The sequence below is a fragment of the Rhizobium sp. CFBP 8762 genome, from assembly GCF_014841565.1.
In the GTDB taxonomy this organism is placed as follows: domain Bacteria; phylum Pseudomonadota; class Alphaproteobacteria; order Rhizobiales; family Rhizobiaceae; genus CFBP-8762.
In genome coordinates, this window is the sequence record NZ_JACYUD010000004.1 from 179874 (window position 1) to 198425 (window position 18552).

An 18552-nucleotide genomic window follows, 5' to 3' on the forward strand; every position below is an offset into this window, starting at 1 on the left:
GGGAGGAGTACATTATGGAAAACAGCATAGGCTTATCGTCGCCCAAAAGGGCACGCCGCTTACCGGCGGAATTCAACATCTTTCTGGTTCTCATTGCGATCTCACTGACATTCGAAGCGCTGGGCTGGATTTTTCAGGGGCAGAGCTTTCTGGCCAATACGCAGCGTTTGTCCATTGTCATTCTACAGGTTTCCGTGATTGGCATTCTGGCAATTGGCGTCACCCAGGTCATCATCTCAGGCGGTATTGATCTCAGCTCCGGTTCCGTCGTTGGTGCAACGGCCATGATCTCCATGAGCCTTGCGCAGGTTGCAACCGCCCGGGCAGTTTATCCAGGGTTAACGGATCTACCTGTTATCGTTCCTGTTCTGGCCGGTTTGGCAGTGGGTCTGGTCTGCGGCGTGATCAACGGCGCGTTGGTCGCTTATGCCCGGATTCCCTCGTTCATTGCGACACTGGGCATGATGGTGACAGCGCGTGGTTTTGCCAAGTGGTACACCAAGGGCCAGCCGATCAGCTTTCCGACTGATAGCTTCGCATGGCTTGGCGCTGGCCTTGCACCAGTGTGGATTTTCCTGGTGGTTGCCTTCATCATGCACATTCTGCTCAGATACACCCGCTACGGAAAGTTCACCTACGCCATTGGCGCCAATGCCCATGCTGCGCGGGTTACCGGGATCAATGTCGAGCGCCATCTGGTCAAAGTGTATGCCGTTGCCGGCGTTCTGTCGGCCCTGGCTGGTATCGTTGTTGCGGCGCGTGGCCTGACGGCGCAGGCAGGCATGGGGATGTCCTACGAGCTTGATGCGATTGCTATGGCAGTCATCGGTGGCGTTTCCCTTTCCGGAGGCCGCGGTTCGGTCGCCGGCACGATGATCGGAATGGTGATCTTCGGCATCATCATCTCAGGCTTCACCTTCCTGCGACTGGACGCCTATTATCAGGAAATGATCAAAGGGCTCATCATCGTGGCCGCCGTGATGGCGGATGTCTACCGTCAACAAAAGCGTAAAGCGCACCGGTAAAGGGTGGACGACGCACCAATGCCTTTCCCCTGCTGATCGAGGATACAGACATGTATAATGGAGAAAGACTGATAGAGCGGCCTCTGCGCTGGGGCATGGTCGGCGGTGGTCGCACGGGTCAGGTGGGCTACAAGCACCGCACTGGCGCACAGCGCGATGGCACTTACAAGCTGGTCTGCGGTGCCTTTGATCTGGATATTAATCGCGGGCGTGAATTCGGCATCAATATCGGCGTCGATAGCGACCGTTGCTACGACGATTACAAAGCGCTGATTGCAGGCGAGGCAGCGCGCGATGATGGCGTGGAAGTCGTCTCCATCGCGACCCCGAATTTCAGCCATTATGAAATCACCAAGGCATGCCTTGAAGCCGGACTGCATGTGATCTGCGAAAAGCCGCTGTTTTTCACGGTTGCCGAATGCGAGGAGATCGAAGCGCTTGCAAACAGGCAAGGCCTGATTGTTGGTGTGACCTACGGCTTCACAGGGCATCCTCTGGTGCGCCAGATGGCTGCCATGGTTGAACGTGGACTGCTGGGTGACATCCGCATCGTCGACATGCAGTACACCCACGGCTTTAACGCCGGTGACGATACCAACGCGCCAGATGCTGTCAGATGGCGCACGAACCCCAAAACTGCGGGCCCTACCTTTGTCCTTGGCGATATCGGCACGCATCTCTATTATTTGTCGGAAGTCGTTCTTCCACACTTGAAGATTGAAAAGCTGCTTTGCGACCGCAAGGCTTTCATCCCAAGCCGCGCCCCGCTTGAAGATCACGCCACCGTGCTGATGCACTATGACAACGGCGCCCGTGGACGCCTGTGGGTATCCTCGGTCAACGCGGGAAACATGGGGTCGCAACGCTATCGCTTTGTCGGCTCCAAAGCTTCGGTTGAGTGGTCCGATAGTCATCCCGACCAGCTTTCATACGATGTTCAGGGGGAGCCGAACCGCATCCTGCACCATGGTATGCCGTACCTGGAACCGGAGAGCCTTGCCGTAGACCGCATGGGCGGCCTGCACACGGAGGGGCTGGGGGACAGCTGGGCCAATATCTATCTCTGGATCGCCCAGGCAATTGACGCCAAACGGCGCGGTGATGAGGCGTTCCTCAAGACCCATCGTTACCCGGATATCAAAGCCGGAACCGAAGGCGTGCGCTGGCTGGAAAATTGCGTCCGCTCCGCCGATGCCGGTTCTGCGTGGATCGACTTCCAGTAATTGTATCGGTTTTGCCGACGGGAGCACCGTCATCGCTGGATACCGAAACTGCGAATGAGCCCAAAAGTAAGGCATGCACTTCAATGATCAACGATCTGGGAGGATATATCATGTTGAAATTGCTACTCCTATCGACTGCCATGGCCGCATTCGCGTTGCCGTCAATGGCCGAAACCCGCATCGGCGTGACGATGACGTCGTTTGATAATCCGCATCTGACGATCCTGCTGAATGGTATCAAGGCGCAGGCCGAGGCAGACAAGGACGTGACGCTGGTGCTGGAGGATGCGCAGCTCGATGTTGCGCGTCAGCTCAACCAGGTCCAGAATTTCGTGGCGAACGGCGTGAACGCCATCATCGTCAACGCGGTTGATGGCGACGCCACGGCAGCGATGACGGCTGCTGCCTCCAGTGCGGGTATTCCGCTGATTTACGTCAACCATCCGCCCGCTGAGCTGGATGGCGGAGATATGCCGGCGGGCACGGCCTATGTTGGCTCTGCCGAGCGCGATGCCGGTCTGTTTCAGGCCAAGGCAGTGTGCGGGCTGCTTGGCGGCAAGGGCAAGGCAGTTGTGCTCATCGGCCCGCTGGAAAACCACGCAGCACTGGTGCGCACGAAGACTGTTGAGGAAGTGTTTGGCTCCCCGGACTGCAAGATCGACGTGATCGAGAAGCAGACGGCCAACTGGAACCGCGTTCAGGCTCAGGATCTGGTGACTTCGTGGCTGACGGCTGGACTGGAGTTTGATGCGGTTGTCGCCAACAACGATGAAATGGCCATTGGTGCCGCACAGGCTATCAAGTCGGCTTCCGGCGCAATGGACAAGGTGGTTATCGCCGGAATTGATGCCACGCCGGACGGGCTGGCGGCCATGGAAAACGGCGACCTCGATGTCACCGTCATCCAGAACACCACCCAACAGGGACGCATTGCCGTGCAGACGGCTTTGGCCGCCGCCAAGGGCGAGACATTCAGCGCGCAGTCCTGGGTTCCCTTCGAACCTGTCACCCGCAGCAACATGGCCAACTACAAACGTTAAAGGCCTTGGACCAGCAGCGCCCCTCTGAACGCTATTCAATCTATCTCGAAAGACAAGACCATGAAACACACGCTTGATCCGCACATGTTCCGCCACCTGTCGCTTGAGGAGACGTGCCGCAAGGTTGCCGATCTCGGTTACGACCATGTGGAACTGTCGCCGCGTCCTGATTTTCTGTCGTGGTGGACGCGCCCGAAGGTTTATCCCGAACGCGTCGCACGCTTCAAGAAAGCGTTGAAGGACCACGGCCTGAGCCTTGCGACGCTGCAGCCGATGTATCGTTGGTCCAGTCCCTATGCGGATGAATGGGACGTGGCGATCGAGAACTGGAAACGCGCCATCGAGATTGCGGTTGAGATGGAATGCCCGATGTTCGTGTCCGAATTCGGCCGTGGCGGCTCGCCCGATCGCAGCCTGAACGACCGTTCCGGACTGCACCGGCCTGAAACCTGCGAGGCGCAGTTCTTTCGCGCCATGGATGTGCTGGTGCCAATTCTCGAGCGCGAAGGCCTGATCCTGTCGCTGGAAGCCCACCCCGAAGACTGGCTCGAGGAGATCGCCCCGGCCATCGATATTATCAAGACCATCAACTCGACATCGGTCAAGGCGTCGTTCATCGCACCGCATACCTTCTTCTACGGTCCCGACATGGTGGCCAACCTGCGCGCAACGGAAGGGCTCTTGGTGCATGTGCGTTTGGCCGATACCTACGACCACAACAAGTCGTCCGGGCTTCGCTACATCGTCAATCCGCCGGGCTCGAAGGTGCGCGTGCATCAGCACACTGACTTCGGTCAGGGCGAAATCGACTGGGATACCTTCTTTGCCACACTGGCCGACATGAAGTTTGACGGCGTGCTGTCCAACTGCGTGTTTGCCTGGGAAGACCGGGTGGATGAAAGCGCACGCTTCATGCTCTCGCAAACAAAGCGTTACGTCAAAACATACTGGAAATAGGACATTGGCATGACATTAAGAATTGGAGTTATTGGCACGGGTATGATTGGCAGCGACCACGCGCGCCGTATTCAGACTGTGTTAGCGGGGGCTTCTATCGTTGCACTCAGTGATGTCAATATCGACGGCGCCAGAGCCGTTCAGTCCGAGATTGCGCCGGACGCTGTGCTTTACAGCACCGGCGAGGAGTTGATTGCATCGCCTGATGTGGACGCCGTACTCATAACCTCATGGGGCGGAACGCACGCCCAATATGTGCTGGCTGCCATTGCTGCAGGCAAGCCCTGCTTTTGCGAAAAGCCGCTGGCGACGACAGCAGACGACGCCCGTCGCATTGTGGATGCGGAAGTGGCCTACGGCAAGCGCCTGGTGCAAGTGGGCTTTATGCGCCGGTATGATGCCGGGTATCGCCTGCTGAAAAAGGTGGTGGACTCCGAGATCGGTACGCCCTTGATGGTCCATACCGCCCACAGAAACCCGACTGTGCCCGAGCAGTATGTAACGCCGATGGCCATTCACGACACGCTCATTCACGAAATCGACGTGTTCCGGTGGTTGCTGGATGACGACTATGTATCGGCTCAGGTTGTCTTCCCGCGCGCATCACGCCACAGCCACGCCAAACTTGCCGATCCGCAGATCGTTCTCTTTGAAACCAAAAAGGGTGTGCGCATCGATGTCGAGATTTTCGTGAATTGCCGCTACGGCTATGACATTCAATGCCAGGTTGTTGGCGAGGAGGGGCTGGCCAATTTGCCCGAACCGATGGCGATTGTCACACGCAAGGATGCGAAAGTTCAAAACGCCATTTTGACCGACTGGAAAGACCGTTTTGTCGATAGCTATGACGTAGAGCTGGCGGATTTCATCCAAGCGGCGTCGCGCGGCACGGCTGCGGGCCCATCAAGCTGGGACGGGTATGTTGCCAGCATTACCTCTGACGCCTGCGTGGAAGCACAGGAGAAAGCCGGTCAGATCATCGATATCGCGCTGCCAGAGCGGCCATCTTTGTACAACTGAGGTTTTATCATGCAATTTGCGATCAACCATATTTCCGCGCCCAGGCTGTCGCTTGCCGAATTCTTTGCCATGGCAGGCAGGCTTGGCACCAAACATGTCGAAATCCGCAATGATTTGCCCGATGTCGTCAACAGCCTGAACCCATCGGACGTGCGGGCGGAGGCTGACAGACAAGGCGTCACCATTCTGTCGATCAACGCGCTGTATCCGTTCAATGTCTGGACGGACGGGCTGGCGCAACGCGCCACCGCAATGGCTGACTACGCGCAGGCCGCTGGTGCGAAAGCTCTGGTGATGTGCCCCCTGAACGATGGAACGCAGGTCTCTTTCGATGACCTCGTCAAGGCTTTGAAAGCCATGAAACCTATTTTGAGCGAGCGTGGCTTGATCGGGCTGGTGGAGCCTCTTGGCTTCCCGATCTCATCGCTCCGCAAGAAATCGGTGGCGATCGAGGCAATCAAAGCCGCCAGTGGCGAAGGTGTGTACAAGCTGATGCACGACACGTTCCACCATCATTTGGCTGGAGAAACGGAATTTTTCCCCGAATGGACGGCACTGGTCCACATATCCGGCGTAACCGATCCTGATATCGGCGTTGACGAGATGCTGGATGCGCATCGCGTTCTGGTCGATAGCAACGACCGTCTGGAAAACATTGCCCAGATCAAGACGCTGCTGGCCGCCGGGTATGACGGCCCGCTCTCGTTCGAGCCATTTGCGAAAGGGGTGCATGAAGCCGCTGACCCTGAAGCCGCCTTGCAGCACAGCATCAGGTACATTCGCACTGCCGTTTAGGCAGTCCAAAGCAGACCTGCGCGGGTTTATCCCGGCAAAGTAACAGCAACAGAGAAACGAAACAGATTGGGTACACGCGGGTGTGTTCCCGATCTGCGGGGGAAGATCATGAAGACGCTGGATGTCATCACGCTTGGCCGATCTGGGGTTGACCTTTACGGTTCACAGATTGGCGGTCGGTTGGAGGATATGGGCAGTTTCCGCAAGTATATTGGCGGTAGCCCGACGAACATTGCCTGTGGCGCTTCGCGGCTGGGTCTGAAGGCGGGGCTGATCAGCCGGGTGGGTGATGAGCATATGGGGCGCTTCATCCGCGAACAGCTGGTGCGCGAAGGGGTGGATGTGCGCGGCGTTGCAACCGACCCGGAGCGACTGACGGCGCTGGTGATCCTCGGTATTCGTGACGATGAGCGCTTTCCGCTGATATTCTACCGTGAGAATTGTGCCGATATGGCGCTGAGCGAAAGCGATATCGACGAAGCGCTGATTGCCGATACGCGCAGTCTGGTCATCACCGGCACGCACCTGTCGCATGCGCGTACCCGGGCGGCCGTGATCAAGGCGCTTGAGCTTGCCCGCACGCACGGTGTGCGCACCGCTCTTGATATTGATTACCGGCCCAATCTGTGGGGCGTTGCTGGACATGGCGATGGCGAACGCCGGTTTGTGGAAAGTGCAGCGGTCACGCAGCGCCTGCTCGATACGCTGCACCATTTCGATCTGATTGTGGGGACGGAAGAAGAGTTCCACATTGCCGGTGGCTCCACCGATACGGTGGCAGCGCTTCGTGCGGTGCGCGCCGTATCGGCTGCGGCGCTGGTGTGCAAACGCGGTGCCAAAGGTGCGGTGGTGTTTGAGGGTGATATTCCCGATACGCTGGACGAGGGCCGCTCCGGCCCGGGCTTTGCCATTGAGGTGTTCAATGTGCTGGGAGCCGGGGATGGCTTCTTTGCCGGGTTGCTGAAAGGCTGGCTGGACGGCGAGGCTTGGGAGCGCACGCTGGAATATGCCAATGCCTGCGGGGCGTTTGCCGTTTCCCGCCATGGATGCACGCCGGCCTATCCCTCGCTTGACGAACTCACCCTGTTCCTCAAGCGCGGGGTCGTGCGGCCTGATCTGCGCAATGACCGCGCGCTGGAACAGGTTCACTGGTCCAGCAACCGTCACACGCGGGTGGCGGGGGATGGATCAACCATGCGGGTGTTTGCCTTTGATCATCGCATGCAGCTGGAACAGATGGAGGGCTACACGCTGGAAAAGGGTGGCGCGTTCAAGGAACTGTGCCTGAAGGCTGCGCTCAACGTGCAGAACGGGCGTTCGGGCTACGGCATATTGTGTGACAACCGCATTGGTCGCCATGCGCTGCATCAGGCGTCGGGCACAGGCCTGTGGATCGGTCGCCCGTGCGAACTGCCGGGATCGCGTCCGCTGGAATTCGAGCCGGAGCTTGGCAGCGATTGCGGCCAGCTTGAGGAATGGGCGCGCGAGAACGTGGTCAAGGTGCTGTGCTTTTGCCATCCCGATGACGATGCACCGACGCGTGCGCGTCAGGAGGCTGACGTCAAGCGGTTGTTTGAGGCGTCACGGCGTAATGGACTGGAGTTCCTGCTGGAAATCATCCCGTCCAAGGTTGGCCCGGTGGACGCACAGACGAATGCAATCCTGATCCGCCAGTTTTATGCAGCGGGCATCCATCCCGACTGGTGGAAGCTGGAGCCTTTGACGACGCGAGAGGCCTGGGCCAACGCCATTGACGCCATCGAGGCAAATGACCGGTCCACACGCGGTATCGTGGTGCTGGGTCTGGATGCGCCGGAAGCAGAGCTTGCGGCAAGCTTTGACGTGGCGGCGGGGTTTAATCTGGTCAAGGGCTTTGCCATTGGCCGCACGATCTTCGGATCGGTTGCACGCGACTGGCTGGCCGGGCGCATAAGCGATGATGCAGCGGTGGACGAAATGGCGCACAGATTTACCCGGCTGTGCACCGTCTGGGATGCAGCGCGCGCGGTTGCGCAGGAGAAAGCGGCATGAGCGGGACACTGCGTACACGCCATGAGGGCCGCAGGGACGATACAGTGCGGTTGACTGCGGCACAGGCCATGATGCGCTATCTCTCGGTGCAGATGACGAAGGACAATGAGCGCTTTATCGAAGGCGTATGGGCGATCTTCGGCCATGGCAATGTTGCCGGTATTGGCGAGGCGCTTCATGGCATCGGCGCAGCGCTGCCGACCTGGCGCGGCCAGAACGAGCAGACCATGGCACACGCGGCCATCGCCTATGCCAAGGGCAAAGCCCGACAACGGGCGCATGCGGTGACCAGTTCCATCGGCCCCGGCTCAACCAATCTGGTGACGGCAGCAGCGCTTGCCCATGTCAACCGGCTGCCGCTGCTGATCATCGCGGGCGATGTCTTTGCCAGCCGAAGGCCCGATCCGGTGTTGCAGCAGGTGGAGGATTTTGACGATGGCACGGTCTCTGCCAATGATGCGCTGCGCCCTGTCAGCCGCTACTTCGACCGCATCACACGGCCCGAACATCTGCTGACGGCGTTGCCGAGGGCCATGCGGGTCATGACCGACCCTGCCCATTGCGGCCCGGTCACGCTGGCGTTTTGTCAGGATGTACAGGCACAGGCCTATGACTGGCCGGCGGCGTTCTTTGCGCCGCGGGTGTGGCGCATACGCCGTCCCGAGCCCGATGCACAGGACCTGCGCGATGTTGCCGACGTTATCGCCAGGGCCAAAAGCCCGGTGATCGTGTGTGGTGGCGGCGTGATCTATGCGCAGGCCGAAACTGCGCTTGGGCAATTTGCCAGTGCCCATAACATTCCCGTGGTCGAAACGCAGGCGGGCAAGTCCGCCCTGTCGCAGGCGCACCCGATGAACTTCGGTGCTTCCGGCGTCGATGGGTCGGCTGCCGCCAATGCGGCCTCGGCTGCGGCTGACGTGGTGATTGCCATCGGCACGCGGCTGCAGGACTTCACCACCGGCTCGCGCACATTGTTCAAGCCGGACGCAACGTTGATCAGCATCAACGTGCAGGGTTATGACGCGGCCAAGCATGGCGCGCTGGCGCTGGTGGCGGATGCCCGGGTGGCGCTGGAAAAGCTGACACTTCTGCTGGGTGACTACAAGGCGACCTCTGCCAATGCGCAGGCACGCCTGTCATGGCTGCAAGCGGTTGAGGCCCATTGCGATCCTGATCGGGCACAGGCCAGCGCACTGCCCACGGATGCGCAGGTCATTGGCGCGGTTCAGCGGGCAGCAACGCAGGACAGTATTGCCATGTGTGCGGCTGGCACCATGCCCGGAGCCCTGAAGCTGTTGTGGCGTCCCGGCCAGGGGGGCTATCATATGGAGTATGGCTATAGCTGCATGGGCTATGAGGTGGCCGGTGCCATGGGCCTGAAACTGGCCCGGCCGGAGCGCGAGGTGCTGTGCTTCGTCGGCGACGGCTCCTATATGATGGCAAACGCCGAGCTTGCCACGGCTGTGATGCGCCGCATCCCGTTTACCGTCATCCTCACCGACAATCGCGGCTATGGCTGCATCAATCGTTTGCAGATCAACTGCGGCGGGGCAGAGTTCAACAACATGTATGTCGATTGCGCCATCGAGGCGCAGCCGCAGATTGACTATGTTGCCAATGCCGCTTCGCTCGGCGCTCACGCGATCAAGGCGGCAACGCTTGCCGATCTGGAACGCGAGATCGTCAATGCGCGCACCCGCGCCATTCCAACCGTGATCGTCATCGAAACCGATGCCCGCCCCGGACCGGGACCGGTCACAAACGCCGGCGGCGGACACTGGTGGGACGTGGCCGTACCTGAGGTCGGCGGGCCGGAGCGGTTGCGCAAAGCCTACGACACATATCTTGCCAACGCTGCAACGCAGGTCATCCTCAACTAACCGCATGCTGGAGAGCACAATGATCCTTTACGGTACCAACCCGATCGCCTGGTCAAACGATGACGACTATTCGATCGGCGCGCATCTCACGCTCGAAGATTGCCTGTCCGATTGCCGCGACATCGGTTTTGACGGTATCGAAAAAGGCCACAAGATGCCATCCGATGGCACGGCCCTGAAACAATGCCTTGGTGCCTATGGGCTGAGGTTTGCTGCCGGGTGGTTTTCCACTAATTTGCTCGTCAACGATATCGATACAGAAAAGGCTGCCCTGAAGGCATGGATCGATTTTACCAAGGCCGCCGGAGGCGATCATATCAACGCCTGCGAGTGCTCCAATACCGTGCATGGAAACGATGCCATACCGGTCAATGACCGGCCAATAATGAGCGATGGCGATTGGCAGCGTTTCTCCACCGGCTATGAGGAACTGTCGCGCTTTGCCCACGAGCACAGTGTGAAGATGGGCTATCACCATCATATGGGAACCATCATCGAAAGCGGCACAGACATCGACCGCTTCATGCAGATGGCCGGACCCTACACGCGCCTTCTGCTCGACACGGGCCATTGCACGTTTGCAGGCGCAAATCCTGCCGAGGTGGCTGCCAGATACATGGATCGCGTCACCCACATTCATGCGAAAAACGTGCGTCCTGATATTGCGCGCCAGGTGCGCGAGCACAACCTGTCCTTTCTGGAAGGGGTTCGACGCGGTGCGTTCACCGTTCCCGGAGATCCGGAAGGCAGTATCGACTTTGCGCCGGTCCTGAAAATAGCAGCCGAGCACGGCTATAACGGCTGGTTGGTGATTGAGGCCGAACAGGACAGCCTCGTGCGTGACCCCAAACATTACCAGCGCATGGGGCTCGATACACTACGCAGGCTTGCACGGGAAAGCGGCCTCGACAAAGGTGGTGATAACAAGCCAGGTGAGGGTTGATCATGACACCTCTTCTGCGCAAACCCTTTGGCAGCCATGGCAAAGTGCATGAGATCACGGCGGTGTCTGCTGGCTGGCGCTATGTCGGCTTTGCGCTGTACCGGTTGCGCGACGGCGAAACGGTCAGCGAGGCCACCGGTGGCAATGAAGTGATGATCGTCCTGGTTGAGGGCAAGGCCGCTATTAACGCTGCCGGTCAAGACTGGGGGATATTGGGCGAGCGGATGGACGTCTTTGAAAAGACGCCACCGCACTGCCTCTACGTCCCGAACGGCGAGCACTGGACGGCACAGGCGCGCACCGACTGCACCATTGCGGTTTGTTCAGCACCGGGTAAGGGCGGACATCCGGCACGCCGTATCGGTCCCGATGGCATCAGCCTGACGGAGCGTGGCAAAGGTACCAACACCCGCTACATCAACACCATCGCCATGGAAAACGAAGACTATTGCGACAGCCTGCTGGTGACGGAGGTCTTCACACCGGCCGGGCACTGGTCCAGCTACCCTTCGCACCGCCACGACGAAGACGATTTCCCCCGCATTACCTATCTGGAAGAGACCTATTACCACCGCCTTCATCCGGCCGATGGTTTTGGCATCCAGCGGGTCTATACCGACGATGGAACGCTGGATGAGACCATGGCCGTGAGCAACCATGATGTCGTTCTGGTACCGCGTGGCCATCACCCCTGCGGCGCACCACATGGATTTGAGATGTACTATCTCAACGTTATGGCCGGACCTCTGCGCAAATGGCGTTTTGTGCCTGATCCGGCGGTTGAGTGGATCATCCAACGCGACGCCTGACGTTAATCCAAACCAATGTGTTGGCCACACCAATGTTTAGGCCACCAATGTGCAAGCCACCGTCGTGGCTTTCCAACAGGAGTTCAGACCATGCCACTCATGAAAATCCATGTCCGCAAAGGCCGCTCGCCCGAGCAGATCGCCACACTGATGGACAGCATTCACGTCGCCATGGTGCGCTCGTTTGACGTGCCGGAGCGCGACCGCTACCAGATCCTGTTCGAACATGAGCATTCCCACTTCTGCGCTCAGGATACAGGCCTGTCCATTGAGCGAACCGACAACGTCCTGCTTCTGGAGGTCGTATCACGCCCTCGCAGCAAAGAGCAGAAAACCGCCTTCTACGCCAATCTGTGCGACGACCTCACCCGCAACTGTTCCATCGCACCAACCGATGTCATGATCTCCTTCGTTGAAAACACCGATGCCGACTGGTCATTCGGACACGGACGCCCGCAGTTCCTGACAGGGGAGTTGTGAGATTGGGTTTGTCCAGATCAAGCCTTCTTCACAAACTCTTTCAACGACCTCTACCTTCCGTATGCATACCCAAAAGAGCCATGGTGATGTTACAGTCCCGAATGTAACTTTTGACTTGTGTTCCTGGTTTTGTTACGACTGTTCAATCGAAGCCACCCTAATGCTACAGTTGGATGTGTGAATGGCATGTATCGGCTACGCCCGCGTCAGTTCCGGCGATCAGGATCTGACCATCCAGCAGGAACGACTGACCGCGGCGGGATGCACCATTGTCAGATCAGAAAAAGTGTCTGGCAAATCCGTGAATGGTCGCGACGAGTTGCAAACGGTGATGCAGTTCCTGCGCGATGGTGACGAGCTCTGTGTCGTTCGTCTGGATCGCCTCGGCCGATCCACAAGAGACGTGTTAAATATTGTCCATGAGCTCGACGAGCGCGGCGCAAGCCTGCGGGTTCTGGAACCGGAGATTACCACCGGCGGCGATGTTGGCCGGATTGTCATCACTGTGCTTGGCATGGTGGCGGAGATGGAGCGTAAGTTCATCCTCGACCGGCAGCGCGCCGGCATCGATGCAGCGAAAGCCGCTGGCATCTACAAGGGACGCAAGCCCACCCTGCCCTATGACGACATCCGTCGGCGCAAGGCGACCGGAGAGAAGATCTCCGATATTGCCCGAACGCTTGGCATTGCCCGCATCAGTGTCTACCGGGCATTGGCCGACAAGCCACTGGATGAGGGTGGTCATGCCGATCAAGCCTGAGCTACGCGGTTTCTATCCGATCGACTGGGCGGAGCTATCGATCTCCATCCGGTTTCGCCGGGCAAAGGGGCGCTGCGAGCATTGTGAACGCCCACACGGCAGACAGATCTGCGCACTGCCCGACGGGCGATGGTTTGACGATGACATTTCCAGATGGAGAGACAACCGAGGCAGACGGGTTCGCACCAACCTGCCCTCGCCGCCTGCCCTACCACCTGAGTTTCAGGCGAAATGGACAACGGTGTTTCTGGCCTGCGCTCATCTTGATCACAACCTTGCCAACAATCAGGCTGACAATCTCGCGGCCCTCTGCCAGCGCTGCCATCTAACTCACGACCGCACAGAGCATCTGGCGAGACGCAGGATCACCTACCGGAAACGATGGGCGCTCGGTGATTTGTTTACGGGCACGTATTCGGCCTGATCACTATATTTCCGCGACGTGTAGCGATACGGGTTCATATGTTCGGCTGATGGGCACAGCCTAATCTATATAGCAAGAGCGCCGTGTGGCCATGGGGATTTGTGTTTCCGGCGACCTTCGCTTTACATCTACCTGAAACGAGAAAAGACGCCCGCGAAGAGCGCCTTTTCCTATTTGGGAAGTCGAGGATTCGTAATGCTCAAGGGCAAACTGCCAATCTGATCTCGACTTTTCGAAGTGGAATGTAGTTCAAAATGACGGAGCGTCAAGAAGTTGACGATTGGGGATACTGATCTCGCTGAGATCACTAAGCTGCTATCGCCTGAACGCCTAAGCAAGCTTCATCAGCTTACGGGCAACTCCAGGGCCGCAATTGAATTTCACCAAAAAACACTGCGTCTAGGAGCAGACCTGATGAATATCACGGCTGTTATTGAGATAGCGATGCGCAACTCGATTTGTGAAAATCTAAGCCAGTTCTTCGGCCAGGCCAACTGGCTCTTGAACCCGCCCGTGCCCTTCAAATGGAAGGACACTGAAGCAAATAAGATTAACATGGCTTTGGGCAGTGCCCGTCGCGCGGAATATTCGAAGCTTGCCCAAGATGACAAACATGCTCTCGACGCCTTAGCATTCCCACTTGGGAAACCCACCAACCTTGCGCATACCCAGCGATCTAAACAACGTCGAGCGCACATCCAAGTGACCGACGGCAAGATCGTAGCTGAACTGACGTTCTACATCTGGAAACGCCTTTTCGGCCCAGATTACGAACATTCACTTTGGAAGCCGACGTTGAAAAAGGTGTTTCCGAATAAGCGGGTAAAACGCTCGGACGTGGCGGACAACCTTGAGATTGTCTACCAGTCGCGCAACCGTCTCGCGCACCATGAACCTGTCCTACACAGCCGGTTTACTGACACAATTGCCGCAATCAAGTATCTCGCAGAGCACCTAGAGGCTAGCACACCAAGTGACCGCACACCACTGTACCGTCTCATTGCTGACGATCTTGTTGCCGTCGAAGCTTCCGCTGTTATCCTGCATGCAGAGCTAGACGCCTACCGGACCTAACGAGGCGACCTGCAAATTTCTGCCATGCGTCAATAACGTTGTTCCATGTTAGCGAGGATGTCAATTTATGCGTTCCAGATGTGTTGCCATTCTGGGCATCTACGACAACACCAAGCGCTTTGGCATATAGCACCCAGTGAGTTTCGAAAGCATCACACGAAAATGCTGCGACCACCTTGTGTTTTAACCGTCCGGTGGCTGCGCCTGCCGTGGGCGGTGAGTTTCATCTGTCTCAATGGCTTCTCCGTCAGGACTAATATTAGTTGCAGTCCAGACTTGCGGTCTTTTGGTGTTTGAGCTCAAACGCTAGCGATGCGGGCTACTCAAATGTCGCAGGCTGTCTAAGACTCTCGCTTGCTGCATTGATGTATGTATCAAGAGCCTGGTTCAGGCGCTTATACATCAAGCCCCTGAACCGATCGTCAGGTTTGCCTGCTTGCCCGTCTTCCAGGGCTGATATGTACAATGGCCTGTCTTCGGGTCGAATGGCAATCGGTGGATACCCTCCGCGGATTAAAATCAGGTTCATAAGAAGGCGTGCCGTTCTGCCGTTGCCATCGTTGAATGGGTGGATTGCAACAAGGCGTCTGTGCGCCTCGAACCCAACGTCTGGATCGTTGCCTACAGTGTTCAGCCATTTGATCAACGCAGCCATCATTGCTGGTACGTCGCCAAAGGACGGAAATCTGTGAATTCCCATTGCAGTGTTCACATAGCGCGCTGTGTCTGTATAGCGTCCGGCAATGTCCGGCATTGATCTTGCAACCACGAACTGATGCACTGCGCGGATATCGATTTCTCTCACAGGGGTTAAAGGAGGCGAGCCAGCTTCTGTTACCCAGTCCAGGGCATGGGCATGATCGACAGCCTCAAGATGGTCTTTCAAGGGCTTTCCACTGACTGTAATACCCCTCTCAATGACGAGTGCAGTTTCCTCGCCTGTGAGCGTGTTACCTTCCAGTGCATTCGACGTATAGGTAATATCGATGCGATGTACGGTGTCGAGCATGTCCAGTGCGCCGGGCCTGATCCTTGCCCTCAGTGCGTCCAACTTTGCTTTTTTCTCACGAACTGTATCAGCAAAAACCATCAGCGCTACTCAATTGAACCAATCACCCATCATCCACGGCATAGGCAAGGACTAAAAAGACAGGCATTCCTGCTAAAGAACCATGTACCTGCGATGCCGTAAGAATTCAAAGAGCAGTTCTACTTTATGCAACACACCTACGTTCTCGATATTTCTATGTGTAACCAACGTCTCAGATCAGGGTGCCTTTTTGCATGAACACCCTGCCACGTGGGATGCGTTTGACACAACAGGCTCTTGCGAGCGGGAACGCGGTTGGCGATCCGCAAAACGCTTCCTATCACGTCCAGAACCTTTGATTGCAAGTCACGGAAGTCATGTATCATGGCCTCCACCTCTGAAAAACGAGCGCCCTGACCAGGTCTCGGCCAGCCACAATTTTCGCAATCCTGCCATACGGCCAAGGTCGCCGTTGAGTTTGACAAGATCAGCAACTGCTTTGAGATCAAGAACAGAACATACTGGCTTGTTCAACCCCACACCGCGCAAGTAAGTGAACAAGGACAAGCCCGTCAGTTCGGCTCGCTCAGTCATGAAAGACCTTTCCTCTGCAGTCACCCAAACCTTGGATTGGTGGAAGGTCTCTGCGTTCCCCTGGTTTTGGTTCTGGCTCCAGTATGTTCCGTTTCTTTGCTCGCGGCAGCGCATGTCAGCCTCGCGGAGCAAGAGAGTTCGTTGAGCCGAAGGCGAATAAGAACAGGAAATGGAGGCATAGATGCGAAGCAGCGTAGGCCTACAATACACATCTTGCCTTCTCTCTTTATGCAATTCTATGCAACTTTATGCAATTTCGATATGGATAACAGAAATCTTGGTGAACTCGTCTCCGCAATTGCATTGATTTGCACCAAATTGCATTAGATTGCATTAGATTGCATTAGATTGCATTAGATTGCATTATGCTGAGCATTGGTAGTCGACTTGGCGAGCCAAATCTTCAACGATGTATTGAATGGTCGCGCTGGCTGGTCTTCAGAAACCGCCGACAGGTTAACCCGCGAGTTCGCAACACTGGCGAATGTGAGCATGACGGAAGCTGTTGTTATCGCAATGCGCGAGGCGATCGAACGTCGCATAACAGTCGAGACCCCTATCCAAACAGCGGCTCGTATACGCGAAAAATATAACCTCAAACTGACGGAGAAGGCGAAAATCCCTCTTCCGAAAGAAGTCTTCGACGACATGTGGGCACACGACAATCATCGTGTCTGATCAGTTGACCAATGGATGCAAGGTTATGGATCCTGCTACTTGTTGATCATCGCACGAGGCCCCGTCACCACATCGAAGACGTTCCTACAAAATGTAATACATCTTTGCGTATCCTGCCATGCCATAACTACCAAATTTTGGCCTTGAATTTGCGCCCGATCAACTGTCTGACAGTTGCACTTTCCTGCCTACTTTATATTGTTGATCATTCTGATAATATTTATAAAACTGATAAAACTGATAAAACTGATAAAATCGATAAATTGATTTCCGTCGTATGGCTAACGTCGATCACGTCACCGCTCAGGCGGTTCCAGTATTGTGTTGATCAGCAATTCGTCCGACTCCAGTCTGTGGTAATCCCCTCGCCAAATAAGGGGTTTTAAAAGTCGAATTCTCTCGGGCTTGAAGATTGAGGGGATTGATGAAAACGAGCAGATTTAACGAACCACAAATCCTTGCAGTCCTTCGCCAAGTGAAAGGCTGCGTCCCCTGTCCCCGAGTTATGCCGGAGCATGGGATGAGCACAGCGTCATTTTACAAATGGCGATCGAAATACGGTGGCATGGACGCGTCGATGATCAGCCAGATGAAGGCTCTGGAAGACGAGAACCGTCGGCTGAAGAAGATGTATGCCGAGATGAGCAGGCAGGCAGAACTGCTGAAGGAGGCTCTTGGAAAAAATGACGCAACCATCTCAACGCCGAGATAGAGATCGTTATTGATCAACCTGCCGAGCGTTCCGATCACTATGCAAGGTCAGGAGGTTCGGGAAGGATCATGATGCAACCAGCACGTTTGGCAAGTCGGAGCTCGCTTGGAAACCGCTTCGGCAATGAACTACTTTCGCATCAACTCAAGGAACCGTTGGGCATCAAACCACTGTTTGCCACCTTTTTCGCCAAGGCGTGGATTTCCAAATTGTCGTATTGAAGGAGGATCAATGGTCGCCAAATCGATACTGCGCATCGCTGCACGTTCGCGGCGATGGGCGCGCTGCTTGAAAGCTTGTTGCTTTCTGCCTCGGTCCAACCGCAACCGGGATTGTTTCGTCTGGAACGAGCCATCTAATCACACACCAATCAGCGTCAACTGCGCAATCCAACCGACCGTCGGCTGTGCGACGGATACTGCACAATCGTAATAAAGTTCTAGTACGTCCATCTGGTGACACTTTCCTTTACACGAGCAAGCAGTCGTCTTTGGCACTGTCATTGTACTAAGCAGCTCTTAGCAGGGGCTGAGCAACCTCATTGTGTCACCTGCGCAGCAGTGCAAACTCAACTACTCCTTGAGAAACAATGACTCATCGGATCGAAATCTTTATAGGTGTACGTAAGTACGAAAGACGTCCAAATCAGGTTTTAGAGGGTTTGAGCTTAGCTGTTTTAAAGCTTTCGACGCTAACATTCGCCCAGAAATACGCACTCAATGATTCATCCGCTGGAGCATTGGGATCATGGTACAGTTCACCGTTCTCCTTCATCTTCAGGATTTGCGCCAAGGTTATGCGCTTTATATTTTGATCCGTCATTGCGACCATCTTTCTATCACGTGATCAATCAAGTGGTACCAATTGCTTTGTGTAAAAAGCATAAACCGTTACAGGTCCAGTTGTTAAGGTACTATGGCCAATCCTGCGCGGGCCAGTCACGCGCTGTGTGGATCACGCGTAAGATAACGATACTTTCTTGATCGAGGATCGAGCGCAATTAGAGGTGGCTCGGGAAATCTGCACAGCTAGGATAAGTGGAATTTCTGCCTGACTTCGGCTTAGATGCCGGGAACA

At 56.3% G+C, this 18552-nt stretch carries 18 protein-coding genes and 1 pseudogene; 16 read left to right on the top strand and 3 right to left on the bottom strand.

Annotation, left to right across the window (positions count from 1 at the left end; all coding sequences use genetic code 11):
- The first annotated feature begins 14 nt into the window (after window positions 1–14).
- The 14 genes from IFT84_RS11485 (at window position 15) to IFT84_RS11550 (ending at window position 14461) form a co-directional block, all read left to right on the top strand.
- Window positions 15–1025, top strand: a complete 1011-nt coding sequence (locus tag IFT84_RS11485) for an ABC transporter permease (RefSeq protein WP_192119453.1) — start codon at window positions 15–17, stop codon at window positions 1023–1025.
- Window positions 1026–1075: 50 nt separating this feature from the next.
- Window positions 1076–2248 carry a Gfo/Idh/MocA family protein gene (locus IFT84_RS11490; protein ID WP_192119455.1) on the top strand — a complete coding sequence of 391 codons (1173 nt, stop codon included), beginning with the start codon at window positions 1076–1078 and terminating at the stop codon, window positions 2246–2248.
- Window positions 2249–2361: 113 nt separating this feature from the next.
- Window positions 2362–3288: a substrate-binding domain-containing protein gene (locus tag IFT84_RS11495; RefSeq protein WP_192119746.1), complete on the top strand. Its 927-nt coding sequence runs from the start codon at window positions 2362–2364 to the stop codon at window positions 3286–3288.
- Window positions 3289–3348: 60 nt separating this feature from the next.
- Window positions 3349–4245, top strand: a complete 897-nt coding sequence (locus IFT84_RS11500; RefSeq protein ID WP_192119457.1) for a sugar phosphate isomerase/epimerase family protein — start codon at window positions 3349–3351, stop codon at window positions 4243–4245.
- A gap of 9 nt (window positions 4246–4254) precedes the next feature.
- Window positions 4255–5265 carry a Gfo/Idh/MocA family protein gene (locus IFT84_RS11505; protein WP_192119459.1) on the top strand — a complete coding sequence of 337 codons (1011 nt, stop codon included), beginning with the start codon at window positions 4255–4257 and terminating at the stop codon, window positions 5263–5265.
- A 9-nt stretch (window positions 5266–5274) separates the two neighbouring features.
- Window positions 5275–6060 carry a TIM barrel protein gene (locus IFT84_RS11510; RefSeq protein ID WP_192119461.1) on the top strand — a complete coding sequence of 262 codons (786 nt, stop codon included), beginning with the start codon at window positions 5275–5277 and terminating at the stop codon, window positions 6058–6060.
- Between the two features lie 108 nt (window positions 6061–6168).
- The gene (locus IFT84_RS11515) at window positions 6169–8091 is read left to right on the top strand and encodes a bifunctional 5-dehydro-2-deoxygluconokinase/5-dehydro-2-deoxyphosphogluconate aldolase (protein ID WP_192119463.1); all 1923 of its coding nucleotides are present in this window, start codon (window positions 6169–6171) and stop codon (window positions 8089–8091) included.
- On the top strand, window positions 8088–9971 hold the full coding sequence (gene iolD / locus IFT84_RS11520; protein WP_192119465.1) for a 3D-(3,5/4)-trihydroxycyclohexane-1,2-dione acylhydrolase (decyclizing): 1884 nt from the start codon (window positions 8088–8090) through the stop codon (window positions 9969–9971). Before IFT84_RS11515 ends, iolD begins: the two co-directional genes overlap by 4 nt.
- Before the next feature lie 19 nt (window positions 9972–9990).
- Window positions 9991–10914, top strand: coding sequence for a myo-inosose-2 dehydratase (gene iolE, locus IFT84_RS11525; protein ID WP_192119467.1), 924 nt, complete (start codon window positions 9991–9993; stop codon window positions 10912–10914).
- Between the two features lie 2 nt (window positions 10915–10916).
- Window positions 10917–11723, top strand: a complete 807-nt coding sequence (gene iolB / locus IFT84_RS11530; RefSeq protein WP_192119468.1) for a 5-deoxy-glucuronate isomerase — start codon at window positions 10917–10919, stop codon at window positions 11721–11723.
- A gap of 90 nt (window positions 11724–11813) precedes the next feature.
- A complete protein-coding gene (locus tag IFT84_RS11535; RefSeq protein ID WP_192119470.1) occupies window positions 11814–12203 on the top strand; it encodes a tautomerase family protein in 390 nt (129 codons plus the stop codon).
- A 181-nt stretch (window positions 12204–12384) separates the two neighbouring features.
- A complete protein-coding gene (locus IFT84_RS11540; protein ID WP_192119472.1) occupies window positions 12385–12963 on the top strand; it encodes a recombinase family protein in 579 nt (192 codons plus the stop codon).
- Window positions 12947–13387 (top strand): hypothetical protein, encoded by a 441-nt coding sequence (locus IFT84_RS11545; RefSeq protein WP_192119474.1) that lies wholly within the window; start codon window positions 12947–12949, stop codon window positions 13385–13387. Before IFT84_RS11540 ends, IFT84_RS11545 begins: the two co-directional genes overlap by 17 nt.
- A gap of 414 nt (window positions 13388–13801) precedes the next feature.
- Window positions 13802–14461 carry a hypothetical protein gene (locus IFT84_RS11550; protein ID WP_192119476.1) on the top strand — a complete coding sequence of 220 codons (660 nt, stop codon included), beginning with the start codon at window positions 13802–13804 and terminating at the stop codon, window positions 14459–14461.
- Between the two features lie 319 nt (window positions 14462–14780).
- On the opposite strand, the gene IFT84_RS11555 is transcribed toward IFT84_RS11550, so the two are convergent.
- Window positions 14781–15551 (bottom strand): Fic family protein, encoded by a 771-nt coding sequence (locus IFT84_RS11555; RefSeq protein ID WP_192119478.1) that lies wholly within the window; start codon window positions 15549–15551, stop codon window positions 14781–14783.
- Between the two features lie 315 nt (window positions 15552–15866).
- A complete protein-coding gene (locus tag IFT84_RS21785; RefSeq protein ID WP_446737590.1) occupies window positions 15867–16199 on the bottom strand; it encodes a plasmid mobilization protein in 333 nt (110 codons plus the stop codon).
- Window positions 16200–16472: 273 nt separating this feature from the next.
- Between IFT84_RS21785 and IFT84_RS11560 the strand changes: the two genes are divergently transcribed.
- Window positions 16473–16763, top strand: coding sequence for a type II toxin-antitoxin system VapB family antitoxin (locus tag IFT84_RS11560; RefSeq protein ID WP_244651190.1), 291 nt, complete (start codon window positions 16473–16475; stop codon window positions 16761–16763).
- Window positions 16764–17187: 424 nt separating this feature from the next.
- Window positions 17188–17473 (top strand): annotated as a pseudogene (locus tag IFT84_RS11565) (transposase); the annotation flags it as partial.
- 647 nt (window positions 17474–18120) lie between these two features.
- Here the strand turns inward: IFT84_RS11565 and IFT84_RS11570 are convergent.
- On the bottom strand, window positions 18121–18297 hold the full coding sequence (locus IFT84_RS11570; protein ID WP_192119480.1) for a hypothetical protein: 177 nt from the start codon (window positions 18295–18297) through the stop codon (window positions 18121–18123).
- Window positions 18298–18552 lie beyond the last annotated feature (255 nt).

What these genes read in the sequence shown, in the direction of transcription:
- IFT84_RS11485 (WP_192119453.1), top strand. Translation starts at nt 15, where the DNA reads ATGGAAAACAGCATAGGCTTATCGTCGCCCAAAAGGGCACGCCGCTTA.
- IFT84_RS11490 (WP_192119455.1), top strand. Translation starts at nt 1,076, where the DNA reads ATGTATAATGGAGAAAGACTGATAGAGCGGCCTCTGCGCTGGGGCATG.
- IFT84_RS11500 (WP_192119457.1), top strand. Translation starts at nt 3,349, where the DNA reads ATGAAACACACGCTTGATCCGCACATGTTCCGCCACCTGTCGCTTGAG.
- IFT84_RS11505 (WP_192119459.1), top strand. Translation starts at nt 4,255, where the DNA reads ATGACATTAAGAATTGGAGTTATTGGCACGGGTATGATTGGCAGCGAC.
- IFT84_RS11510 (WP_192119461.1), top strand. Translation starts at nt 5,275, where the DNA reads ATGCAATTTGCGATCAACCATATTTCCGCGCCCAGGCTGTCGCTTGCC.
- IFT84_RS11515 (WP_192119463.1), top strand. Translation starts at nt 6,169, where the DNA reads ATGAAGACGCTGGATGTCATCACGCTTGGCCGATCTGGGGTTGACCTT.
- iolD (WP_192119465.1), top strand. Translation starts at nt 8,088, where the DNA reads ATGAGCGGGACACTGCGTACACGCCATGAGGGCCGCAGGGACGATACA.
- iolE (WP_192119467.1), top strand. Translation starts at nt 9,991, where the DNA reads ATGATCCTTTACGGTACCAACCCGATCGCCTGGTCAAACGATGACGAC.
- iolB (WP_192119468.1), top strand. Translation starts at nt 10,917, where the DNA reads ATGACACCTCTTCTGCGCAAACCCTTTGGCAGCCATGGCAAAGTGCAT.
- IFT84_RS11535 (WP_192119470.1), top strand. Translation starts at nt 11,814, where the DNA reads ATGCCACTCATGAAAATCCATGTCCGCAAAGGCCGCTCGCCCGAGCAG.
- IFT84_RS11540 (WP_192119472.1), top strand. Translation starts at nt 12,385, where the DNA reads ATGGCATGTATCGGCTACGCCCGCGTCAGTTCCGGCGATCAGGATCTG.
- IFT84_RS11545 (WP_192119474.1), top strand. Translation starts at nt 12,947, where the DNA reads ATGCCGATCAAGCCTGAGCTACGCGGTTTCTATCCGATCGACTGGGCG.
- IFT84_RS11550 (WP_192119476.1), top strand. Translation starts at nt 13,802, where the DNA reads ATGAATATCACGGCTGTTATTGAGATAGCGATGCGCAACTCGATTTGT.
- IFT84_RS11555 (WP_192119478.1), bottom strand. Translation starts at nt 15,551, where the DNA reads ATGGTTTTTGCTGATACAGTTCGTGAGAAAAAAGCAAAGTTGGACGCA.
- IFT84_RS21785 (WP_446737590.1), bottom strand. Translation starts at nt 16,199, where the DNA reads ATGCGCTGCCGCGAGCAAAGAAACGGAACATACTGGAGCCAGAACCAA.
- IFT84_RS11570 (WP_192119480.1), bottom strand. Translation starts at nt 18,297, where the DNA reads ATGACGGATCAAAATATAAAGCGCATAACCTTGGCGCAAATCCTGAAG.